Annotated in this window: 17 protein-coding genes, 6 tRNA genes and 2 pseudogenes; 13 read left to right on the plus strand and 12 right to left on the minus strand. The window is 61.2% G+C overall.

The annotated features are described in order from the left end of the window. Positions 1-174 precede the first annotated feature (174 nt). Positions 175-1653, plus strand: a complete 1479-nt coding sequence (tig, locus tag SJ05684_RS06695) for a trigger factor (RefSeq protein WP_034854607.1) — start codon at positions 175-177, stop codon at positions 1651-1653. 321 nt (positions 1654-1974) lie between these two features. Here the strand turns inward: tig and sthA are convergent, their stop codons facing one another. The 5 genes from sthA to phaC form a co-directional block, all read right to left on the minus strand. Further along, entirely contained in the window at positions 1975-3378 is a 1404-nt protein-coding gene (sthA, locus tag SJ05684_RS06700) for a Si-specific NAD(P)(+) transhydrogenase (RefSeq protein ID WP_034854606.1), read from the minus strand. A gap of 183 nt (positions 3379-3561) precedes the next feature. Beyond that, the gene (gene radC / locus SJ05684_RS06705) at positions 3562-4353 is read right to left on the minus strand and encodes a RadC family protein (RefSeq protein WP_034854605.1); all 792 of its coding nucleotides are present in this window, start codon (positions 4351-4353) and stop codon (positions 3562-3564) included. After that, complete coding sequence (map, locus tag SJ05684_RS06710; RefSeq protein ID WP_034854604.1) at positions 4350-5189, minus strand: type I methionyl aminopeptidase; 840 nt, start codon at positions 5187-5189, stop codon at positions 4350-4352. The genes radC and map overlap by 4 nt, the downstream gene beginning before the upstream one ends. Positions 5190-5217: 28 nt before the next feature. Next, positions 5218-5937, minus strand: a complete 720-nt coding sequence (gene sfsA / locus SJ05684_RS06715; protein WP_034854603.1) for a DNA/RNA nuclease SfsA — start codon at positions 5935-5937, stop codon at positions 5218-5220. Positions 5938-6106: 169 nt separating this feature from the next. Then, positions 6107-7951, minus strand: coding sequence for a poly(3-hydroxyalkanoate) polymerase subunit PhaC (phaC, locus tag SJ05684_RS06720; protein WP_244938011.1), 1845 nt, complete (start codon positions 7949-7951; stop codon positions 6107-6109). Positions 7952-8060: 109 nt separating this feature from the next. Here phaC and SJ05684_RS06725 point away from each other — a divergent pair, with 109 nt between their 5' ends. The 4 genes from SJ05684_RS06725 (at position 8061) to recJ (ending at position 13223) form a co-directional block, all read left to right on the plus strand. Then, positions 8061-8363, plus strand: coding sequence for a hypothetical protein (locus tag SJ05684_RS06725; RefSeq protein ID WP_034854599.1), 303 nt, complete (start codon positions 8061-8063; stop codon positions 8361-8363). A 125-nt stretch (positions 8364-8488) separates the two neighbouring features. Continuing rightward, a complete protein-coding gene (locus tag SJ05684_RS06730) occupies positions 8489-9706 on the plus strand; it encodes an LL-diaminopimelate aminotransferase (RefSeq protein WP_034854598.1) in 1218 nt (405 codons plus the stop codon). Between the two features lie 82 nt (positions 9707-9788). Beyond that, entirely contained in the window at positions 9789-11108 is a 1320-nt protein-coding gene (locus SJ05684_RS06735; RefSeq protein ID WP_034854597.1) for a homoserine dehydrogenase, read from the plus strand. A gap of 312 nt (positions 11109-11420) precedes the next feature. Further along, positions 11421-13223, plus strand: a complete 1803-nt coding sequence (recJ, locus tag SJ05684_RS06740) for a single-stranded-DNA-specific exonuclease RecJ (RefSeq protein WP_034854596.1) — start codon at positions 11421-11423, stop codon at positions 13221-13223. A gap of 68 nt (positions 13224-13291) precedes the next feature. On the opposite strand, the gene SJ05684_RS06745 is transcribed toward recJ, so the two are convergent. The 6 genes from SJ05684_RS06745 to SJ05684_RS06770 all read right to left on the minus strand — a co-directional run bounded on the left by SJ05684_RS06745 (position 13292) and on the right by SJ05684_RS06770 (position 16346). After that, positions 13292-13367: transfer RNA gene (locus tag SJ05684_RS06745), tRNA-Glu, on the minus strand. A 191-nt stretch (positions 13368-13558) separates the two neighbouring features. After that, positions 13559-13633 (minus strand) — tRNA-Glu (locus tag SJ05684_RS06750). A gap of 81 nt (positions 13634-13714) precedes the next feature. Then, a tRNA-Glu gene (locus SJ05684_RS06755) sits at positions 13715-13790 on the minus strand. Between the two features lie 213 nt (positions 13791-14003). Next, positions 14004-14079: transfer RNA gene (locus tag SJ05684_RS06760), tRNA-Glu, on the minus strand. A 150-nt stretch (positions 14080-14229) separates the two neighbouring features. Next, positions 14230-15549, minus strand: coding sequence for a D-Ala-D-Ala carboxypeptidase family metallohydrolase (locus SJ05684_RS06765; RefSeq protein WP_374193090.1), 1320 nt, complete (start codon positions 15547-15549; stop codon positions 14230-14232). Between the two features lie 356 nt (positions 15550-15905). Beyond that, entirely contained in the window at positions 15906-16346 is a 441-nt protein-coding gene (locus tag SJ05684_RS06770; RefSeq protein ID WP_034857462.1) for a VOC family protein, read from the minus strand. 194 nt (positions 16347-16540) lie between these two features. On the opposite strand from SJ05684_RS06770, the gene SJ05684_RS06775 reads away from it, so the two are divergent. The 6 genes from SJ05684_RS06775 (at position 16541) to SJ05684_RS06800 (ending at position 19097) form a co-directional block, all read left to right on the plus strand. Next, a complete protein-coding gene (locus SJ05684_RS06775; RefSeq protein ID WP_034857461.1) occupies positions 16541-17116 on the plus strand; it encodes a cold-shock protein in 576 nt (191 codons plus the stop codon). Next, the gene (locus tag SJ05684_RS06780; RefSeq protein ID WP_034857459.1) at positions 17116-17607 is read left to right on the plus strand and encodes a DUF192 domain-containing protein; all 492 of its coding nucleotides are present in this window, start codon (positions 17116-17118) and stop codon (positions 17605-17607) included. Before SJ05684_RS06775 ends, SJ05684_RS06780 begins: the two co-directional genes overlap by 1 nt. A 146-nt stretch (positions 17608-17753) precedes the next feature. Beyond that, a tRNA-Pro gene (locus SJ05684_RS06785) sits at positions 17754-17830 on the plus strand. A 190-nt stretch (positions 17831-18020) separates the two neighbouring features. Beyond that, on the plus strand, positions 18021-18434 hold the full coding sequence (locus SJ05684_RS06790; protein ID WP_034857457.1) for a VOC family protein: 414 nt from the start codon (positions 18021-18023) through the stop codon (positions 18432-18434). Positions 18435-18679: 245 nt separating this feature from the next. Beyond that, complete coding sequence (locus SJ05684_RS06795; protein WP_034857455.1) at positions 18680-18985, plus strand: ETC complex I subunit; 306 nt, start codon at positions 18680-18682, stop codon at positions 18983-18985. A gap of 35 nt (positions 18986-19020) precedes the next feature. Beyond that, a tRNA-Arg gene (locus SJ05684_RS06800) sits at positions 19021-19097 on the plus strand. A gap of 66 nt (positions 19098-19163) precedes the next feature. Here the strand turns inward: SJ05684_RS06800 and SJ05684_RS06805 are convergent. Beyond that, positions 19164-19382 carry a site-specific integrase gene (locus SJ05684_RS06805; protein WP_034857453.1) on the minus strand — a complete coding sequence of 73 codons (219 nt, stop codon included), beginning with the start codon at positions 19380-19382 and terminating at the stop codon, positions 19164-19166. Positions 19383-19919: 537 nt separating this feature from the next. Between SJ05684_RS06805 and SJ05684_RS30300 the strand changes: the two are divergent. Then, positions 19920-20102, plus strand: a pseudogene (locus SJ05684_RS30300) (GcrA family cell cycle regulator); the annotation flags it as partial. Beyond that, positions 20099-20779, plus strand: a pseudogene (nusG, locus tag SJ05684_RS30305) (transcription termination/antitermination protein NusG). The pseudogenes SJ05684_RS30300 and nusG, both read left to right, overlap by 4 nt. Positions 20780-21311 lie beyond the last annotated feature (532 nt).

A 21311-nucleotide genomic window follows, 5' to 3' on the forward strand; every position in this document is an offset into this window, starting at 1 on the left:
ACAATATCTAGGCCATATATCGGCATTCGACGGTGAGGAGGGCAGGCAAGTGGCATTTTGCTTGCAAAACGGTTCCGGAATTGCGTAAAGCCACTCCCGGCAAATGGATCGGTTCAAGTGCTCGCCAGGCCTTGCGGGGCAAGAGCGCTGTCAACGTGAAGTGAAGGTTTGAACATGCAGGTTATCGAAACGCTCGCTCAAGGGCTGAAGCGCGAACTCAAGGTCGTCATTCCGGCCGACGAAATGGAAGCTCGGATGAACGAGCGTCTGGCTGAAGTGAAGGACCGTATCCGCATCAACGGCTTCCGCCCGGGCAAGGTGCCGGTTGCGCATCTGAAGAAGGTCTACGGCAAATCGATCATGGCCGATCTCGTCAACGAGCTCGTACGCGAAAAGCCGACCGAAATCCTGACGAGCCGCGGCGAGAAGTCAGCCACGCAGCCGGAAATCGCGATGACCGAGGACGAGTCCGAAGCCGACAAGATCCTCAAGGCCGAAGCTGATTTCGAATTCACGGTCGCCTACGAGATCATCCCGGCGATCGAGCTCAAGGATGTAAGCAGCATCAAGGTGACCCGCGAAGTCGTCGAAATCGGCGAGGACGAGGTCAATGAGCAGATCCTCCGCATCGCCGAGAGCGCCCGCACCTATGAATCCAAGAAGGGCAAGGCGGCGAACGGCGATCGAGTCACGATCGATTATCTCGGCAAGGTCGACGGCGTTGCCTTCGACGGCGGCAAGGACGAGGACGCGGAACTGGTGCTCGGTTCCAACCGCTTCATCCCGGGCTTCGAAGAGCAACTCGTCGGCGTCAAGGCCGGCGACGAGAAGACCATCACCGTCACCTTCCCGGCCGATTACCCAGCGGCCAATCTTGCCGGCAAGGAAGCAACCTTCGACATCACCGTGAAGGACGTCGCCGCCGCGGCTCCGGCCGAGATAAATGACGAGCTCGCGACCAAGCTCGGCCTGGAATCGGCCGACAAGCTGAAAGAGATCGTCCGCGGCCAGATCGAAGGCCAGTATGGCTCGGTTACCCGCCAGAAGGTCAAGCGGCAACTGCTCGACCAGCTCGACGAGCTCTATCAGTTCGAAACGCCGGAGCGTCTCGTCGACGCCGAGTTCGAGAACATCTGGCGCCAGATCAATACCGACCTGCAGCAGGCCGGCAAGACCTTCGCCGATGAAGACACGACGGAAGAGGAAGCGCGCGTCGAGTATCGCAAGCTCGCAGAACGCCGCGTCCGCCTCGGCCTGGTTCTTTCCGAAATCGGCGAAAAGGCCGGCGTTCAGGTCAGCGACGACGAGATGCAGCGCTCGCTGTTCGAGCAGCTTCGCCAGTTCCCCGGCCAGGAAAAGCAGATCTACGACTACTTCAAGAACACGCCCGGCGCCGCCGCTTCGCTGCGCGCCCCGATCTTCGAAGAAAAGGTTGTCGATCACCTGCTTTCGGAAATCTCGGTGACCGACAAGACGGTTTCCAAGGAAGACCTGATGGCTGAGGACGAGGCAGAGGAAAAGCCGGCCGCCAAGAAGGCGACTGCCAAGAAGAAGGCGGCCGCCAAGGCCGAGGCGGGCGAAAGCGAAGAGGCTGCCGCTCCGAAGAAGAAGGCCCCGGCCAAGAAGAAGGCCGCCGACGAAAGCGCCGAGTAATACGCTTTGTTGGAATGACTCGAGGGCCGCTCCTTTGGGGCGGCCCTTCCGATTCGATCGGGATAGAAGCGCCTCGCACAGCCCCTCAAGAAAGGCCGCCGATCGGCGGTCGAGAAGTGGGAGGAGCTGAAGCGGGCCGGTCTATTCCCAGTGGCGCCAGGTGTTCCACCTGATCAAAATAGACCCTACAGCGCCGAGCGTTTTTCAGACGCTTCACGCGCAAAGATCGCTCTGATTTTCGGCCCGATGCGCTTAGCGGAATGTCTGCGCGGCTGGCCGGCTTAGCCAAAGCAAACGGCCAAGCCAGCCGGGCGACAGGCTCTAAACCGCCTTGATTTCGCCCATCCGGTTCCAGGCGTCGAGCCCGGCAATCTTGTAGGCTTCCGCGAGCGTCGGATAATTGAAGGTGTTCTCGACGAAATATTCGACGGTGCCCTTCAGGTTAAGCACCGCCTGGCCGATATGCACGAGTTCGGTCGCGCCTTCGCCGATGATGTGCACGCCGAGCAGTCGTCGCGTTTTCAGCGAGAAGATCATTTTCAGCATGCCGGCATCGAGCCCCATGATGTGCCCACGAGACGTCTCGCGGAAGCGGGCGATGCCGCATTCGTACGGGATGCCACGTTCCTTGACCTCTTCTTCGGAAAGACCGCAGGTCGAGATTTCCGGCACCGCGTAGATGCCATAGGGGAAATATTTCTGCGGCTCCTTCGCAATGGCGCCGACGGCGACGCGCGCGGCAACGCGCCCCTGTTCCATCGAGGTCGAGGCGAGGCTCGGAAAGCCCACGACATCGCCGGCGGCAAAGATATTCGGCACGGCTGTTTCGAAGGTCTCGGGATTGACCTTCAGTCGTCCCCGGCTGTCTGCCTCGAGGCCGGCGGCGGGGAGGTTGAGCGCATCGGTTGCGCCCATGCGTCCCGCGGCAAAGAGAACCATGTCCGTCGTCAACTTGCGGCCGTTGTGGAGCGTAAGAACAACCTTACCATCGTCGAGCCGCTCGACCTTTTCGGCCTTCTGCCCGAGGCAGAGTTTCATGCTGCGATCGCGAAGCTGGTAGGTGAAATCCTCGACGATCTCCTTGTCGATGAAATCGAGCATCGTGCTCTTGGGATCGATCACCGTGACCTGCGTATCGAGGGCGCTGAAGATGGTTGCATATTCGATGCCGATCACCCCTGCGCCGATCACGACGAGCGATCGCGGCAATTGCTCGATCTCGAGCAACTCGTCGCTGTCGACGACAGTCTTGCCGTCGAAAGGCATGTAGTCGGGGCGGAACGGTTTGGTGCCGACGGCAAGCAGGATGCTGGCGCCGGTGACGAGTATGCTTTCCCCGTCGTCCTTGGTGATCTCAAGCGTCGACGGGGCCACGAAGCTCGCCCTTCCGCGAATATGCTGGACGCGGTTGCGAGCAAACTGATGCTCCAGAACCTCGACCTCGTGGTTGAGCGTGATGATCAGGCGGCGGCGCAGATCCTCGGCGCTGATCTCCTGCTTCACCCGATAGGAGCGGCCGTAAAAGCCTCGCTCGCGCCAGCCGGAGAGATTGAGCGCCGTTTCGCGCAATGTCTTGGAGGGGATCGTGCCGGTGTGGACGGAGACGCCGCCGACGCGTTTGCCTTGCTCGATGACGAGCACCCTCTTGCCGAGCTTGGCGGCCTGAATGGCGCCTCTGCGACCGGCGGGTCCGCTTCCGACGACGATGAGATCGAATTGGGTCATGAACGCTTCCCCTAGGGCGCGTGAGAATCGTTTGTGCGATGCGGCATATTTCGCGCCGCCATTGATATAGCGTCAATCAACGTTGCACTGATGCGCAATGCCGCAATGATTTGTTCTGTATGCGGCCCGCCATCCGGATGGCCGTCTGTTCCGGCGCGTGCCGCCATCGCCGATCACGCCAGCTCAAAAAAGCCGTAGCCCCTTCATGCTGACATGTCCGTCCTTGCCGATGATGATGTGGTCGTGAACGGTGATGCCGAGCGGCTTGGCAGCGTCGGCGATCAGCTTTGTCATTTCGATGTCCGCACGCGAGGGCGTTGGATCGCCGGAAGGATGGTTATGGACTAAAATCAGAGCCGTTGCAGAGAGCTCCAGCGCCCGCTTGACCACCTCCCGCGGATAGACCGGCGTGTGGTCGATCGTCCCGCGCTGTTGCACCTCGTCGGCGATCAGCGCATTGCGCTTGTCGAGAAACAGGATGCGGAACTGTTCTTTCGTTTCATGTGCCATGGCGGCATGGCAGTAATCGATCAACGCGCTCCATGAGGAAAGAACCTGTTTGTCGCGCAGGTCGCTCTTCAGCATCCGCTGCGCCGCCGTCGCGATGAGTTTCAGGTCGAGCGCGACGGTTTCACCAATGCCTTTGACCTCCTGCAACAGGTGCTGCGGAGCGCCGAAGACGCCCGCAAGCGTCCCGAAGCGAGCGAGCAGGGCCTTGGCGATCGGCTTGGTATCCCGGCGAGGGATCAATCGAAAGAGAATGAGTTCGAGAACCTCATAGTCCGCGAGTGCTGATTCGCCCTGTTCGCGAAAGCGGGTTCGCAGGCGATCGCGGTGACCATGGTAATGCGCCTCCACGGTCTCCCCGAGCGCCGGCTGCTTTTCCCGTCCTACTGTCTTCTGCTGAGCGAAGAATTGCCGCTCGTCTGCGGGCGGTGATGCTTCCGCTTCAAAGAGAGGCGGGGGCTTCGTCACGCGTTGCCCAATGCACTGACGCCGGGCTTGAACAGGCCGGCCGGCGATAATGTGAAGACTTCGCAGCCCTCCGCCGTAACGCCGACCGTGTGTTCGTACTGCGCCGACAGGGAACGGTCCCGCGTGACCGCCGTCCAGCCGTCCGAAAGCACCTTCACATGCGGGCGGCCGAGATTGATCATCGGCTCGATCGTGAAGATCATGCCTTCCTTCAATTCCGGCCCCTCGTTAGCATTTCCGTAATGCAGGATGTTCGGCGCGTCGTGAAACAGCCGCCCGACGCCATGGCCGCAGAAATCGCGCACCACCGAGCAGCGTTCGGTCTCGGCATAGGTCTGGATCGCTTCGCCGATCGCGCCCGTGCGCGCGCCGGGCCGCACGGCGGCGATCCCGCGCATCAGAGACTCATGCGTCACCTCGAGCAGCCGCTCGGCGGCGCGCTTGATCTCCCCGACCGGATACATACGACTTGAGTCGCCGTGCCAGCCGTCGACCACATAGGTGACGTCGATGTTGACGATGTCTCCCTCGCGCAACGGCTTGTCGTTCGGAATGCCGTGGCAGACGACGTGGTTAATGGAGGTGCAGGAGGACTTGGTGTAGCCGCGGTAGTTCAAGGTGGCAGGCAGTGCGCCATGCTCCATGCCGAATTCGAAGACGAAGCGATCGATCTCTTCCGTCGTCACGCCGGGCCGGACGCGCGATACGAGTTCGTCCAGGCAGCGCGCCGTCAGCCGACAGGCCTTGCGCATGCCTTCGAATCCTTCCGGCCCGTAGAGACGAATGGCGCCGGTGTTCTTGTAGGGGGCCGCGCCGGCCTCAATGTAAGTGACCATTCCTAGACCTTCGTTGTTTCAGGCGCCTTCATAGAACAGCGAGGACCGGTTCGTCCACTATCACCGCTGCGGCCGGCTCGATCCCGAAGGGCGAAACGGCGCATCGGACCGCATAGGCTTCGACGCCGCGTGCAGCCGCCTTCTCGAAGGCACGAGCATAGACCGGATCGAGTTCGCGGCATATGCGCAAGACACCACAGTCGTTTCTTTGGACAAGGTACAACATGATCGCCCGGTGTCCCGCCTCGGCCACGTCTCCGAGTTCGTCCAGATGCTTGGCCCCCCGTTCGGTCGGACTGTCCGGGAACTCCGCCAGGCCTGCGGTACGGCTGAAATGGACGTTTTTCACCTCCACATAGGCGAGCCCCTTTTCCGGATCGCTGAGTAGGATATCGATGCGCGAATTGCGCCCGTATCGCTGCTCGCGACGAAGCGCTTGATATGAGTGGAGATCGCTAACCATTCCGGCCGCGATCGCCTCCTCCGCGATGCGGTTCGGCAATCCCGTATTGATGCCGACATGCATGCCGTTCACTTCGACGATCTCGAGCATGTGGCGATATTTGCGGGTGGGTGAATCGTGTTCCGACAACCATATTGCCGAGCCGGGCGCCGTCAGTCCGCGCATGGAGCCGGTATTCGGACAGGAGCCGGTAATGGATGTGCCGTCGGCGAGGACGGCGTCGAAGAGGAAGCGTTTGTAGCGCTGCACGAGCGTCGCTGGAACAAGCGGGCGGGAGAATTTCACAGGCAATGTTTCCGCTGCATCACGATATAGCGCCGCGCGTCTTTTCAGACGCCCACAGGTCGCTGTAACTCTTTGCGCATCGAGCTTTCCGAAAATCGGGGACGATTATCGGGACGATGCGATAGCCGGTTCGACTGAAGATCATGAAACGTGATCGGTCTTCAAAGGATTATGCGCGCACGCGCACGTAGGATCCCGGTGCATCTTCGATCGCGTTCAGCGGTCCGCCGGCCTTGCGGGCAGGGATGCGGCGATCGTCGAGTTGTTCGATCCAGCTCTGCCAATGCGGCCACCAGGAGCCCTGGGTCTCTTTCGCCTTCTCGAACCAGGTTTCAATGTCGCCTTTCGCAGGGCCGCCGGTCCAGAACTGGTACTTGTTCTTGTCCGGCGGATTGACGACGCCCGCAATGTGCCCGGATCCGGACAGAACGAAGGTGACCTTGCCGCCGAAGAATTGGCTGCCGAGGAAGATGGATTTCGCCGGGGCGATGTGATCCTCCTTGGTGGCGAGATTGTAGATGGGGATGGTCACGTCGCCGAGCGAGACTTTTTTTCCGGCCAGCACCATCTCGCCCTTCGAAAGCTTGTTCTCCAGATAGCAGTTGCGGAGATAGAAGGAGTGGTTCGCCGCCGGCATCCGCGTCGAGTCGGAGTTCCAATAGAGCAGGTCGAAGGGCATCGGCTCCTGGCCCTTCAGGTAGTTGTTGACGAAATAGGGCCAGATCAGTTCGGAGGCTCGAAGCATGTTGAATGCCGTCGCCATCTTCGAGCCTTCGAGATAGCCGACCGTGCTCATTTTCGCTTCGACCTGGCGGATCTGATCCTCGTCGGCGAAGACCTTGAGGTCGCCGGCGTGGGTGAAATCCACTTGGGTGGTGAAGAGCGTCGCCGAACGGATCCGCTTGTCACCCTCGGCGGCGTGGAGCGCAAGCGTTGCTGCAAGCAGCGTGCCGCCGACGCAATAGCCGATCGCGTTGACCTCGCGCTCGCCGGTCGCCTTCTCCACCGTGTCGAGCGCGAAGTCGATGCCTTCGCGCGCATAGGCCTCCCAGTCCTTTCCGGCATGACGCTCGTCGGGATTGACCCAGGAAATCACGAAAACCGTGTGGCCCTGGTCCACCGCCCATTTGATGAAGGACTTCTGGGGATTGAGGTCGAGCACGTAGAACTTGTTGATCCAGGGCGGGCAGATGAGCAAGGGCCGCTTGAGCACGGTTTCGGTGCTCGCCTCGTATTGAATAACCTGGCAGACATCGCTTTGGGCGATCACCTTGCCGGGGGTGATCGCGATGTTCTCGCCGATCGCGAACTTGCTCGTGTCCGTTTGTCTCAGCCGCAATTCTCCGCGCCCGGCGGCAATGTCTTCGGCCAGCATTTGCATGCCCTTGGCGAGATTGGCGCCGCTGGACGCGACGGTCTCCCGGTAGAGCTGGGGATTGGTGGTGATGAAATTGCTCGGCGAAAGCGCGCTCGAAATCTGGCGGATATAGAACGCCGCCTTCAGCCGGGTGTGGTCGTCCAGACCTTCGGCGTCCTCGACCATGCGTTCGGCCCAGTCGGAGGTGACGAAGTAGGCTTGGCGGACGAAGGCGAAGAAAGGATTCTTCACCCAGTCCTCGTCGGCGAAGCGCTTGTCTTCCCTTTGGATCGCCTCCGGTTCGCCGACGTTGTCGCCGGCCATTCGCTGGATCGTTCGCGACCAGATCCCGAAGAAGCTTCCCATCAGGTTGGTCTGCGCCTCCAGCGTCCGGCGCGGATCGGAGAGCCAATACTCGGACACTTTCGAAAGCGTCCTGACCATGTCGGAGACGGGTTCGGCGTAGGTTTCTGCGCTCCGGCCGTTTTCGCGTGGCGCCAGCCACGCCGACGCCGCTTTCCCCATATGTTCGGCAGCGCGGGCCAGGTTGATCGCCAGACTTTCGGGATCCTTGACGATGTAAGGCTCCACCGATTTCGGATCGAAGCCAGCAAAGCCGCTCTTGCTCGTGGTGTCGTCGACCTTGTCTACTGTCACCCGGTGCCCTCCGCAGCATCTTGTTTGTTTTGTATTTTTACATTCTGCCTGAAAATGATTACAAGGGCTAGCGCATCGTCGCGCCGCAAAACAGAGGTTCATTGCCAGCATGCACGTCGGAAAGCAGCGTTCGATTTCCATCTTTTCCGGGCTGATGCTTGCAGCCGTGCTCGCCGGGTGCAACTCGACCACCGATCTCCAAAGCTATCCTTCCGTCTACGGGCAAAGGCCCGCCGCCACGGGGCAGATGACGGACGAGGAAGCCTTGAACCAGGAGGAGCGGTTGACGGCGCTCGCGGCACAGCGCAATTCCGGCTCGATATCGGAGGCCGAGTATCAGCGGCGCCTGAAGGAACTGCGGGCGCTGGCCGAACAGCACGGCGCAGAGACGCTGAAACAGATCGAGAATTAGCCCTTGCGTTTCTGGTGATTTGGCCGCAAAGCGTTCAATGGCCGCAATGTCGGCCACTCACCCCGCGCAAGTCATAGCGATAGCCGCACCGGCCCGCAAAAGCGCGCGCCAAACGAGGTCTGGAGATGGAAGAGTTTCATAAAGTCCGGCGCCTGCCGCCCTATGTTTTCGAACAGGTCAACCGTTTGAAAGCAAGCGCGCGAGCCGCCGGGGCCGACATCATCGACCTCGGCATGGGCAATCCCGACCTTCCCACTCCTCAGTCGATCGTCGACAAGCTCTGCGAGGTCGTGCAGGACCCGCGCACCCACCGTTATTCGTCGTCGAAGGGCATTCCGGGGCTGCGCCGCGCGCAGTCCGCCTATTATGCGCGCCGCTTCGGCGTGAAGCTCAATCCCGAGACGCAGGTCGTCGCCACGCTCGGTTCGAAGGAAGGCTTCGCCAATATGGCGCAGGCGATCACCGCGCCGGGTGACGTCATTCTCTGTCCGAACCCCACCTATCCGATCCATGCCTTCGGCTTTCTGATGGCCGGCGGCGTCATCCGCTCGATCCCCGTCGAGCCGGACGATTCGTTCTTTCCGCCGCTCGAGCGGGCCGTCAGGCATTCGATCCCGAAGCCCTTGGCACTCATTCTCAACTATCCCTCCAACCCGACGGCGCAGGTCGCGACGCTTGATTTCTACAAGGAGGTCATCGCCTTCGCGAAAAAGCACGACATCATCGTGCTTTCGGATCTCGCCTATTCGGAAATCTACTTCGATGACGTTCCGCCGCCGTCGGTCCTGGAGGTGCCGGGGGCGCTCGACGTGACGGTCGAATTCACCTCGATGTCGAAAACCTTCTCTATGCCCGGTTGGCGCATGGGCTTTGCGGTCGGCAACGAGCGGCTGATCGCGGCGCTGACGCGGGTGAAATCCTATCTCGACTATGGCGCCTTCACGCCCATCCAGGTGGCGGCGACCCAGGCGCTGAACGGCGATGGCAGCGACATCGCGGAGGTCCGCAGCATCTATAAGCGCCGCCGCGACGTCATGGTCGAAAGCTTCGGCAAGGCGGGATTCGAAGTGCCGCCACCGCCGGCGACGATGTTCGCCTGGGCAAAGATCCCGGAGAAGTTCCGCCATCTGGGCTCGCTGGAGTTCTCGAAGCTGCTCGTCGAGAAGGCCGATGTGGCGGTCGCGCCCGGTGTCGGCTTTGGAGAGCAGGGCGACGACTATGTGCGCCTTGCCCTCGTCGAGAACGAGCACCGCATCCGCCAGGCGGCGCGCAACATCAAGCGCTTCTTTTCAACCGCGGACGAAACGATGCACAACGTCGTTTCGCTGAATACACGCCGGTAGAAAGCGGGACACAAGCCGCTTCTCACGCCGAAATCGGCCCCGTCTTGCGGCGGGGCGCCTTCTACCCGTTAGGAACCTTGCTATGGCAGATGCCCTCAAAATCGGCATTGCGGGCTTGGGCACGGTCGGTGCCTCGCTCGTCCGGATTGTCCAGGAACGCCAAGAGATGCTGGCAACCACGTGCGGAAGGGCGATTGAAATTGTTGCCGTTGCCGCGAGGGATCGCAACAGGGACCGCGGGGTCGATCTTTCGAAGGCTGCCTGGTACGACAACGCCGTCGCGCTCGCCTCCGAAGCCGACATCGATGTTTTCGTCGAGCTGATGGGGGGCGCCGGGGGCCCGGCCCATGCGTCGGTCAAGTCGGCGCTAAACCGCGGCATCCATGTCGTAACCGCCAACAAGGCGCTTCTTTCGGCTCACGGCATAGAACTTGCCGGCATTGCGGAGGAGCGCGGGGCGCTGCTCAATTACGAAGCTGCCGTTGCCGGGGGCATTCCGGTGATCAAGGCCCTGCGCGAGTCGATGACAGGCAACTCGATCTCGCGCGTCTACGGGATCATGAACGGAACCTGCAACTATATCCTGACGCAGATGGAGAAGGAGGGGCTTTCCTTCGAGGACTGCCTCAAGGAGGCCCAGCGTCTTGGCTATGCGGAGGCGGACCCGGCCTTCGACATCGAGGGCAATGACACCGCGCACAAGCTGTCGATCCTGACGAGCCTTGCATTCGGCACGGCGATTGCCGCCGACGACATCTATCTCGAAGGCATCACCAATATCTCGATCGAGGACATTCATGCGGCTGCCGATCTCGGCTACCGCATCAAGCTCCTGGGCGTCGCGCAGCGGACCGAAAGCGGCATCGAACAGCGCGTCCATCCGACGATGGTGCCCTATGAGTCCGTCATCGCTCAGGTCGATGGCGTCACGAACGCAGTCGCGATCGAATCCGACATTCTCGGCGAGCTCTTGATGGTCGGTCCCGGGGCCGGCGGCAATGCCACCGCCTCGGCGGTGCTGGGCGATATCGCCGATATCGCCAAGAGCCGTCCGGGTGCGCAGCACGTGCCTGCTTTCGGGCGCCCGGCTGCGGCACTGCTTCCCTACAAACGCGCGCGCATGCGCAGCCACGAAGGCGGCTATTTCATCCGGCTGAAGGTTCTCGATCGAACGGGCGTGTTTGCAAGCATCGCCGCGCACATGGCCGAGAACGACATCTCGCTCGAATCGATCATGCAGCACTCCAAACATTACATGGATGCTGCCGAGCCGAAGACGATCATCCTGGTCACGCATGCGACCTTCGAGGCATCCGTGCGCGAGGCGATCTCCTCGATCAAGGGTGAGGGTTATCTCGTCGGCGAGCCCCAAGTGATCCGAATCGAGCGCCCGAAGCCGTAATACCAACCTGCACCGATATCGACCGAAAGCGCCCGACCCTTCGGATGGGCCGTCTGTCGGCCGCCGGCCGCATCGCAATCCTCGACCGATGCATGAGCATCGCTCTGCGGTGTGTACCTCACGGGACACCGGCAATCGGTCCCACGCAATCGGTCAATATCGGTGCAGGTTGGCATAAGAGGCGTGCCTCGGCATCAAAACTGTTGAGAAACCGCTAAAGGATGTGTCTTCCGGGGCATGGCCGCTGGCCGGCCGGTTTTTCCCTGCCGAAATCTTGGTTAAGAACGGGGGAAATTCGCACGGGTAGGCAAGATGGACGTATTGGCGGATCCCATCCAACGGGCGTTTCTCGGCGTCGAGCAATCGGTCAGCGGTCAGCGTTGGGTCGCGCGCCTGGATCAGGCGGGGCAGAACCGCGCATTGGCAATCAGTCAGGTCCACGGCCACTCCGAGCTCATTGCCCGCGTTCTGGCGGGTCGCGGCGTGAGCCTTGATGACGCGGCGGCTTTTCTCGATCCGACGCTCCGCGCACTGATGCCGGATCCGGACGTCCTGACCGATTGCCGCAAGGCTGCGGAGCGGCTGGCACAGGCGATCCGGCGCGGCGAGAAGGTGGTGGTCTTCGGCGACTACGACGTCGATGGCGCGGCGTCATCCGCGCTCATGCAGCGTTTCCTGTACCATTTCGGTGTGAAGGCCGAGATCTATATTCCTGACCGCATCTTCGAAGGCTATGGTCCGAACCCGCAGGCGATCGAGCAACTGATCGACAATGGCGCCGACCTCATCGTCACGGTCGATTGCGGCTCGACCAGCCACGAGTCGCTCGCCATTGCCGCCGAGCGCGGAGCAGACGTCGTCGTCATCGATCACCACCAGGTCGGCACCGCCCTTCCGTCCTGCCATGCACTGGTCAACCCGAATCGCGAGGACGATCTGTCAGGGCAGGGGCATCTCTCAGCCGCCGGCGTCGTCTATCTGGTGCTCGTCAACACGTTGCGCGTCCTGCGCCTCAGGGGCGACGCGCGGGCCGCTTCGTTCGACCTGCTGGCGCAGCTTGACCTCGTCGCGCTTTCCACGGTTTGCGATGTCGTGCCGCTCAAGGGCCTGAACCGCGCCTATGTGGTCAAAGGGCTGATCGCTGCGCGGCATATGGGCAATCCGGGTCTTGCGGCCCTCCTGCGCAAGGCGGCGATCGGCGGGCCGGTGACGCCCTATCATCTCGGTTTCCTGATCGGACCGCGCATCAATGCCGGCGGGCGCATCGGCGACGCCGCGCTTGGCAGCCGTCTCCTGACGCTCGACGATGCTTCGGCCGCTGAAACCATTGCCGGCCAGCTTGACGACCTCAACCGCGAGCGTCAGGCCATGGAAGCGGCCATGCTCGCCGAAGCCGAGGCGGAAGTGCTGGCGGAGTACGGAACGGGCGAGGGTGCCTCGGTGATCGTCACCGCGCGGGAAAACTGGCATCCCGGCATCGTCGGGCTCATCGCGGCGCGCATCAAGGAGAAATTCCGGCGGCCGGCCTTTGCCATCGCCTTCGATCCGAGCGGCAGGGGAACCGGGTCCGGCCGCTCGATCAATGGCTTCGACATGGGCAGGCTCGTCCGCGCCGCGGTCGAGAACGGTTTGCTCGTGAAGGGCGGCGGCCATGCGATGGCGGCCGGGCTGACGGTCGAGCGCGGCAAACTCGGCAAGCTTCGCAGGTTCTTTGAGGAACACGCCGAGAGCATTGTGCGCGATCTGGTCGCCGTCCAGACGCTCAAGATCGACGGTGCGCTTGCAGCCGCCGGCGCGACGATCGAACTCGTCGACCTTCTCGAGCAGGCGGGCCCCTATGGCTCCGGCCATCCGCAGCCCCTGTTCGCCTTCCCTCAGCACCGTTTGCGCGACAGCCGGCAGGTCGGCGCCAACCACGTGAAGGTGACGCTCGAGGGGCAGGACGGCAGCCGGATCGACGGCATCGCCTTCCGGGCGGCGGAAACGCCGCTTGGAGACTTCCTGCTCGCCGGCCGGGGTTCAATGGTTCATGTTGCCGGATCCGTCTCCGCTGACCTCTGGCAGGGAACGCGACGTGTCCAGGTGCGGGTGACCGACGCGGCCAAGGTCGGATGACTCTCGACATGAAGCCGTCGAATCAGGGCTTTAGGAGGCTTTCCTGGAGATACCTGTGAGGAAGGAAATGGCACGCCCAACGGGACTCGAACCCGTGTTTCCGCCGTGAAAGGGCGGCGTCCTAGACCGCTAGACGATGGGCGCGCATTAAAGCGTTGCAGCGTCCTTGTGCACCGGATTGATGCGCAACACTGCAAGACGAGGTGGCTTATAGAGACGCCTTCGGATTCCCGCAAGGGACCAGATGCCGGCCTGGACGATTTTTTCTGTATAACGGCTCGGAAAACGCAGGCAGGTTGAGTGGCAACCGAAGCGGCCGCTTCTACCTGACGACTTGGTACGCCCAACGGGACTCGAACCCGTGTTACCGCCGTGAGAGGGCGGCGTCCTGACCGCTAGACGATGGGCGCCTACCAAGCCGGCCAAGCCGCAATCATGGCAGCCGGAAGCCGACACGATAATGGAAAGAGAGAGAATATGGAAGCAGGGAATGGCACGCCCAACGGGACTCGAACCCGTGTTTCCGCCGTGAAAGGGCGGCGTCCTAGACCGCTAGACGATGGGCGCGCATTTAAGCGTTACGGCGCTTTGTGCATCTGAAAGAGGCGCAACGCCGTAAGACGAGGTGGCTTATAGAGGGGCGTTCGGATTCCCGCAAGTGAGCAGAAGCGATTATTTTGATTTTTCTGCGCATATTTTAGGATCATCGCGTAGGGCCCTCAGCAAAGCCTGGCGCGCAAGTGCGACTCTGAAGTATCCGTAAGTATAGGAATGGTAGAGTGGCACGCCCAACGGGACTCGAACCCGTGTTTCCGCCGTGAAAGGGCGGCGTCCTAGACCGCTAGACGATGGGCGCCTGCTTTGATGTGATGCAGCGATCTTTGCGTGTCTGAAAAGACGTGCGGCGCTGCAAGACGAGGCGGCTTATAGAGAGCGCGTCGGATTCCCGCAAGTGGAAAATCTAATTTTTTTCAGAAAAATGAGGACCGGAACGGGAGCATGTCGATCAGCCCTTGCGGCGGCGGCATCGCCAGTTCCAGTCCCGTTGCGGGCCGATGTCGATATGCACGGATTTCGTATGGCAATAGGTGCCGACGCCGCCGCGGCCGGGCAAGCTGCGCAGGTAATCGGCCAGCTCCCATTTGCTGACGCCCTTCACCTGAATATCCGCCGCCTCGCAGCGCGTGTGCAGGGATTGGCGTTCCCGGTTGACCTTTATCGGACGAAGCCCCGATGTCACCATGACCCTTTGGCCGTAGCGCTGCTCCACCATCTTCAAGAGCTGCAGAAGTTCGGGCTTGAAGCAGCCCGTTTCCACTTTCTCCGTCTGCAGGATGAGTCCGCTCGGCGCCAGTCGGGCAAGCCCGGAGAGATTGGCGACTTCGACCGGCTCGTCTTCCTCGGCCACATGTTCCGCATGTTCCATACTGAAGAGCGGCTTCACGTTGACGCCCGGCAGCGAATTGTAGGCGAGGGAGGCGACCTGCGGCTCCGGCGCATTATTGGCTGTGATCGTCTTCTTTTCTGGCGCCTGCGCATTGCGGGTGCCGCCGTTGCGGGGCTTCTCCTTGCGCTTGGGCGCAAAGAGGCTTGCGAAGGTCCAGGCCTTGGAGGTCCCTTCCGTTCCCCGTTCGCTCTTGCCAAAGTCGTTCGCCTGGACGGCGGGCGTCCCGGGCAGGAGAACCTGGTCGGCCGAAGCGACCTCTACCGGATGAAGCGGCGCTGAGACTTCTCCGGCGAGCGCAGCTCCTGCGCTTAGCGGCAAAGGAACCGTGGCGGGCAGGTCATCTTCGGCGGCTGCCGCCGAAGCCGCTACTGTTTCGGCTGCGGTCGGGGCTGTCGCCGGCGGTTCGTTGCTGGCGCCCTCTTGCGGCAGGATCGCTGGCTGTGCCGCGGGCTGCCCTGCACCGAAGAGACTGTTGGTCGTCGCATTGATAGCCGGCCGGGGGGCGGGAGCGCCCTGGTCGGCCGGGACGGGCGCGGTCGCCGCCGATTGTCCGTAGATGCTCGACGAAGCGGCGCGCAAGGCGGTGCTCTGCATCGTCAATCCCTGTTGCAGGGCCGTGTCGGGACCGGTTGCCGGTACGTCCTCGGCCTGCAGCGGAGGGGTCCCATCATCGCCGAGCGCAGCAATACCACCATCGGGCGTGCCGGATTCGTTTTCCACAGGAACGGTTTGCGAGGCGGCCCCATGGATCTCTTGCGCATCCATGCCGTCGCTTTCGGCAATCGCCGAGACGCAGCCGGTGAGCGCGAACAGCGATACGGACAGTGCCGTGGCGCGCCCGATCGAAAGGAGCGCGCATTTTGAGCCTACCTGCTGCAATGTCATTGTCCCCGCACTACTCGCATCCCTCCGCGCTTTCGAGCACGGCATGCATCAAGTCTCGGCTCCGCCCTTGGCCGGAGCAGGCAACTCTCCTCCCGCGGCGAAAAAACGAACCGCCACACGAAAGTTCAGGTTGAGTCAGGAGGCTCGCCGCACAGCTTGCCTCGCGATCGTAACACCCGTTTGACGTGTGACGCGGCAAATTGAAGGGCATTTCCCGATCGTAAATCTCCACTAACCTTTACCACCCCGACGGTACTCATGAGAAAGCCCGGCGATCGGGCCGGGCTTCAATGAACCAGCACATTGCCGCTCTCATGTCCTGATGATGGGCGGCTCGGGTTGTGCGAGGCTTACCAGGTTCCGGTGTTGGACATGGAAGCCCAGGGTTCCTCGGCCGGCAGGTGTCCACCCTTCTGCAGGATCTCGATTGAGATGCCGTCGGGCGAGCGGACGAAGGCCATATGTCCGTCGCGCGGCGGGCGGTTGATCGTGACGCCGTTGTCCATCAACTGCTTGCAAAAGGCGTAGATGTCATCAACCTCATAGGCGAGGTGACCGAAATTGCGCCCGCCGGTATAGTCCTCCGGGTCCCAGTTGTATGTAAGTTCGAGGCAAGGGGAGGCTTCGGCTTTGGCGCGCTCGAGATCACCGGGGGCGGCAAGGAAGACGAGCGTGAAACGGCCTTTCTCGTTTTCGATTCGACGAATTTCCTGAAGGCCGAACAGCGTACAATAGAAGTGGAGAGCCTGGTCCAGATCTTTTACGCGAACCATCGTGTGCAGATATCGCATCGGATTGTCCCTGTTTTGCGGAAGATGGCGTATACTTAAGCGTCGGCAAGCCAGAGGCAAGGCTGTGCCGCCATAAACGGTCCCGGCCAAAATATGTCGAGGGACTTGCGCATGCGCGGCGTGACGATGTTATTCTGGTCCATAAGAATCAGTTAACCGTATTACAGAGTCGCGCGTAACGAGGGGCTGGGAGAATGGCGGACAGAACATCCAAAGGCGTCATCGAGAATGACGACTTTGCCAATGACGCTCTTGATCTGATCGAGATTACCGGCGTGATCAAGTGGTTCGACGTCGCGAAGGGTTTCGGCTTCATCGTTCCCGACAACGGCATGCAGGATGTGCTCCTGCATGTGACCTGCCTCAGGCGCGACGGGTACCAGACGGTCCTGGAAGGCGCGCGCGTCGTCGCTCTTGTCCAGAAACGGGACCGCGGCTACCAGGCCTTCCGCATTCTTTCGATGGATCAATCGACCGCCGTGCACCCCTCGCAATTGCCGCCGGTGCGCACCCATGTTCAAGTCACCCCGACGAGCGGGCTGGAGCGGGTTCTCGTCAAGTGGTTCAATCGCACCAAGGGCTTCGGCTTTCTGACGCGCGGCGAGGGGACCGAGGATATCTTCGTCCACATGGAGACCTTGCGGCGATTCGGCCTTACGGAACTGCGCCCGGGCCAAGTGGTGCTCTGCCGCTTCGGCGACGGCGAAAAGGGGCTGATGGCGGCGGAGATTCACCCGGACGGCCCCACGCCCAACAACCGGTCGCATTGATGTCGGAATTTCTCAAGACATTCGGAAGAAGCGCCTTGTCGGCGCTTTTTTTGTTTTCGCTGGTCGCACTCTCGGCTGCCGCGAATGTCTCCTTTGAGAAAGAGCGGCTGAAACTGGAGACCAGCGAAGGCCGGACGCACAGCTTCACGGTCGAACTGGCGGTCGACCCGGACCAGCGCGCGCAGGGGCTGATGTATCGTCGCCAGATGGCGCCGGACCATGGCATGCTGTTCGATTTCGGCGAGACGCGGCGCGTGATGATGTGGATGAAAAACACTTACCTCCCGCTGGATATGCTTTTCGCCGCGGCCGACGGCACGGTGCGCCATATCCACGAGAATGCGGTTCCCCTTTCGGAAACCATCATCGATTCGAGGGAGCCGGTGGTGTTCGTGCTCGAGCTCAATGCCGGCACGGTGAAGCGACTCGGGATCAAGCCGGGTGACCGGCTTTCAGGCGCCGGGATCGTGCCTGCAAACGGGGTACAGTAATCGCCGGCTGGCACGTATAGAGCTGCGACGATTGGCGATGCTTTGACGCCGTTCGTCTGCCAAGCCGCACGCCGCCGCCGGTCTCGTCCCGCACAAATTTCATCTTGCAGGCGCCGGACGAAGCGTGTATCTCCGCCTCGATGGTGCGGAGTGTAGCGCAGCCTGGTAGCGCATCTGGTTTGGGACCAGAGGGTCGGGAGTTCGAATCTCTCCACTCCGACCACTTAACAGCCTCGTTTCTTTGATGAAAATCAGCCTCCCCAAGATGTGAGCTCGCCCTGTGCTCACGAATGAGGTTGAGTTTTGCAAAAGTGCCGCGGGCGGAGAGCTGTTTTTTGCGGCGCGCCCAATCGCCTTCGATAACGTATGAAGTATCCGTCGCCAATCCCCGCTTTGCAGGAAAGGAACGTCTGATGCGCTCGCTGTTTCATCTCGCCTATCACGTCACCGATCTCGATGCCGCCCGCCGCTTCTATGGCGGGGTGCTCGGCTGCAAGGAGGGGCGCAGCACGGATAGTTGGGTCGACTTCGACTTTTTCGGACACCAGATTTCCCTTCATCTCGGAAAACCCTTCGAGGTTGCCCGCACCGGCAGGGTCGGCGATCATATGGTCATGATGCCGCATTTCGGCGTCGTGCTGCCGCTCGACGACTGGATGGCGCTGGCCGAGCGTCTTGAGGCCGCGGGCGTCACTTTCGACATTCCCCCGGTCGTCCGCTTCAAAGGGCTTCCCGGCGAACAGAGGACGATGTTCTTCTTCGATCCGAGCGGCAATCCGATCGAAGTGAAGGGCTTCAAGGATTTCGATTCGGTCTTTGCGCAGTGACGCGCGGTGACGGTATCCGCTCGAAAAAGCTGCATTTCCCTGTCGGAAGTCATTCCGTTTTAATTCATTCTGCGCTAAGGGAGTGACGCAGACCGGGGCGGAAGCCGCCTCGGGGGGCGTGGTTGTCGCGGGGCAGATGCTGTTCCCGAAACGAGACCATGCCGCGATCCAAGTCATTCAAGCGACTTCACGCACCGGGGCGGGTGCGGAGGCGTCGGGTGGAAAAACGGGAGCCGTTCGAAACTATGTCCGCGAAGATCTATCGTCCCGCCAAGACAGCCATGCAGTCCGGCAAGGCCAAGACGCATCTGTGGGTGCTGGAGTTCGATCAGGAAGTTGCGCGCACGATCGATCCCATCATGGGCTATACGAGTTCGCGCGATACCCGGCAGCAATTGCGCCTGACCTTCGAAACCGCCGAGCAGGCCATCGCCTATGCCGAGCGCAACGGCATCGAATACCGCGTGATAGCGCCGAAGGACTCGACGCGCAAGAATGTGTCCTATTCGGACAATTTCCGTTTCAACCGGATGCAGCCCTGGACCCATTGAGGTCCTACGGCCAATCCGGCGGGCGCTTGCCCAACGGCCCCTTAGCTCAGCTGGATAGAGCACCTGCCTTCTAAGCAGGTTGTCGCAGGTTCGAGTCCTGCAGGGGTCGCCAAACACTTCAGGCACTTAGCAGACGTTTTAACCTGCTAGACCCCGTTTACAGCATTTCCGATGCCGTTTACAGAATCCATTCCCTAGATGTTCTTTTCATCCGCAAAATAACCGCATCGCTGGTCTGCTGATCGGTCGCCAAATAGTGCTTCTCAAGCACTCTTCCCACCTCGGCAATCGAGTGCCCGGTGATCGATCCGATTTGCTCTGTCGTCGATCCTTCCCGGCGCCGCTCGGTAATGAACGTCCCGCGCAGACCGTGGAACGTCACGCCCCCGATATTCAATTTGGCGCATTCTTTCCCCCACGATGTTTTGAACCCGTCCTTCGTCCACGGCCGGCCGTCTTCGGGCCGCCGCGCCAGGCATAATAGTGCACGCGAACCTCTCCGTTCGCCAGCCGGCGCTTGACCTTATGAATCCCTTTGACCTTCACGAGCACGTTCCCGATCTCTCCACGACTGCCATTCGGCCAATGACGTGAAGTCTTCCGGTTTCAGGTCAACCGTTGCCGGCTTGTGGGATATTTTGGATATCGGGCGAAACCCCGACGCGCCGGCCGTTGATTTCGATCCAGACCGTGCCTCCCTTGGCTTTGGCGACATCTGCCATGCGCTAGGTCCGCGGCTTTTACAAGAGTGGGCGCCGTCATCCTTCACCTCGCGTTGCGGCTTCTCGCTCCATCATCATTGCTTTTCCGATCGCCAGCAGGATTTCGATATGCTCATCGGCCTCGGGAGTTTCCCGACGAGAGATTCAGCGGTGGCACGGACATCGTCCGGGAGGGCGTACTACTCGCATGTGGCATCGCCCTCGCGGCGCCGACGGCCTACGACACCGAGTGCCTCCAATCCGCAAAGCTCCTCCATCAACTGTCGGCCGGCCAGTGCTGCTGGCCTCTCAACAATGGCGGTCCGTACCTGTTCTGTGCGGCGGAAACGACGGGCCGCTACTGCCGTAGCCACCATGCAAGATCATTGCTGAAGACGAACGAGGTGCAAGGATGAGAAGATCACGTTGGTATGCGATCAGGGTGGCCCCTGGCTATCAGCGTATGGCGGCCGCGGACGATCGCCTGCCTGAGAGCCGGCAGATGGAATCAATCGTCGAGCGCAACTGCCGCAAGGACGGTTTCGACATCTTCATGCCGTCGTTCTACACCGAGTTGAGGCATCACCGGACGAAACAGATCGTCCAGAAGCGTTTCCCGTTCCTGGTCGGCTATGCCTTCGTGAATCTGCCCAGGTTGAACTTCGAGGAGCCGTGTCGACGGTGTCGTCTGATTCCTCCGCGGCGGCGCAAATTACGGACCGCTCGAGTTCCCGGATGCGACCATCGAAGCCTTTACTTCGCCACTTCGCCGAGCATGAGCGCCGGCAGGCCTTCCTCTATGAGCGGCACTGCCGAAAGGAGAACGAGCGGCACGAGCAAATCCACCACCTGCGCGGCCAGTTCCGCAAGATCCTGCCGAAGGGCAGGAAAGCGCGCGTCTCGATGGTCGGCCAGGTGGAAAAAAGCGATAGATTCTCTATGCCCTTAGATCAAAGATCGGGTGCAGAAAATCCTTTTTTCCTGCAGGGATTTGCGGTTGTTCAGTTGCGGACCTCAAGTAGGGAACACGCGCCGGACCGCTGCCGAAGATTCACACTCGGCGCATAGGAGAAATGCGCCGTTTTTTCAATAGCTCTAAGCTGATCAGCCTTTATCGCACCTGGGTCTGCGCGGCAGGCAAGTAGACCTTGGTAGCGACATGCTGCCCACTGGATCTGCCGGCCGCCAAGTAGGCCGATATCGCTAGAACCGAGAGCAACAGAATGCTCACCGGCAGAAGCGCTGAACCGTGATGATCAGGTTCCTGAAAATGTTTTCGAGCCGTCATGGCCAACTCCATGTACACATGGACCACGAGCACCCCTGCGGACCGGCGCCCGCAAGGCGGTCTGGCTGTTAAAATGAATTGTGTTTTGCAATGAGTTGGCATTGTACCATGATCAACGGCGCATTGCGCGAGACCGTAGGTGGTACGGTAGCTATCCGCCACACTGCGTTCGGTGTCCGTTCGTAGCTATTTCAGGCAGTCACCCGTCACTTCCGCAGGCAGGGCAACTGGTAAGCCCCCTGGCACACAAAGACCGGGTGCGCGTCAAGCGCGGTGGGCGAACTCCGACCGGCCAAATGCAGATAGACCCTGCTGGGCAAGCGCAACCACCCGATGA

Origin of the sequence: Sinorhizobium sojae CCBAU 05684, from assembly GCF_002288525.1 — a bacterium.
Taxonomy (GTDB): domain Bacteria; phylum Pseudomonadota; class Alphaproteobacteria; order Rhizobiales; family Rhizobiaceae; genus Sinorhizobium; species Sinorhizobium sojae.

Bases quoted from the DNA above. Each gene is read 5' to 3' on its own strand.
- SJ05684_RS06735 (WP_034854597.1), top strand. From the start codon at position 9,789: ATGGCAGATGCCCTCAAAATCGGCATTGCGGGCTTGGGCACGGTCGGT.
- sthA (WP_034854606.1), bottom strand. From the start codon at position 3,378: ATGACCCAATTCGATCTCATCGTCGTCGGAAGCGGACCCGCCGGTCGC.
- SJ05684_RS06775 (WP_034857461.1), top strand. From the start codon at position 16,541: ATGGCGGACAGAACATCCAAAGGCGTCATCGAGAATGACGACTTTGCC.
- map (WP_034854604.1), bottom strand. From the start codon at position 5,189: ATGGTCACTTACATTGAGGCCGGCGCGGCCCCCTACAAGAACACCGGC.
- SJ05684_RS06770 (WP_034857462.1), bottom strand. From the start codon at position 16,346: ATGCGATATCTGCACACGATGGTTCGCGTAAAAGATCTGGACCAGGCT.
- SJ05684_RS06780 (WP_034857459.1), top strand. From the start codon at position 17,116: ATGTCGGAATTTCTCAAGACATTCGGAAGAAGCGCCTTGTCGGCGCTT.
- recJ (WP_034854596.1), top strand. From the start codon at position 11,421: ATGGACGTATTGGCGGATCCCATCCAACGGGCGTTTCTCGGCGTCGAG.
- tig (WP_034854607.1), top strand. From the start codon at position 175: ATGCAGGTTATCGAAACGCTCGCTCAAGGGCTGAAGCGCGAACTCAAG.
- SJ05684_RS06725 (WP_034854599.1), top strand. From the start codon at position 8,061: ATGCACGTCGGAAAGCAGCGTTCGATTTCCATCTTTTCCGGGCTGATG.
- SJ05684_RS06730 (WP_034854598.1), top strand. From the start codon at position 8,489: ATGGAAGAGTTTCATAAAGTCCGGCGCCTGCCGCCCTATGTTTTCGAA.
- SJ05684_RS06795 (WP_034857455.1), top strand. From the start codon at position 18,680: ATGTCCGCGAAGATCTATCGTCCCGCCAAGACAGCCATGCAGTCCGGC.
- SJ05684_RS06790 (WP_034857457.1), top strand. From the start codon at position 18,021: ATGCGCTCGCTGTTTCATCTCGCCTATCACGTCACCGATCTCGATGCC.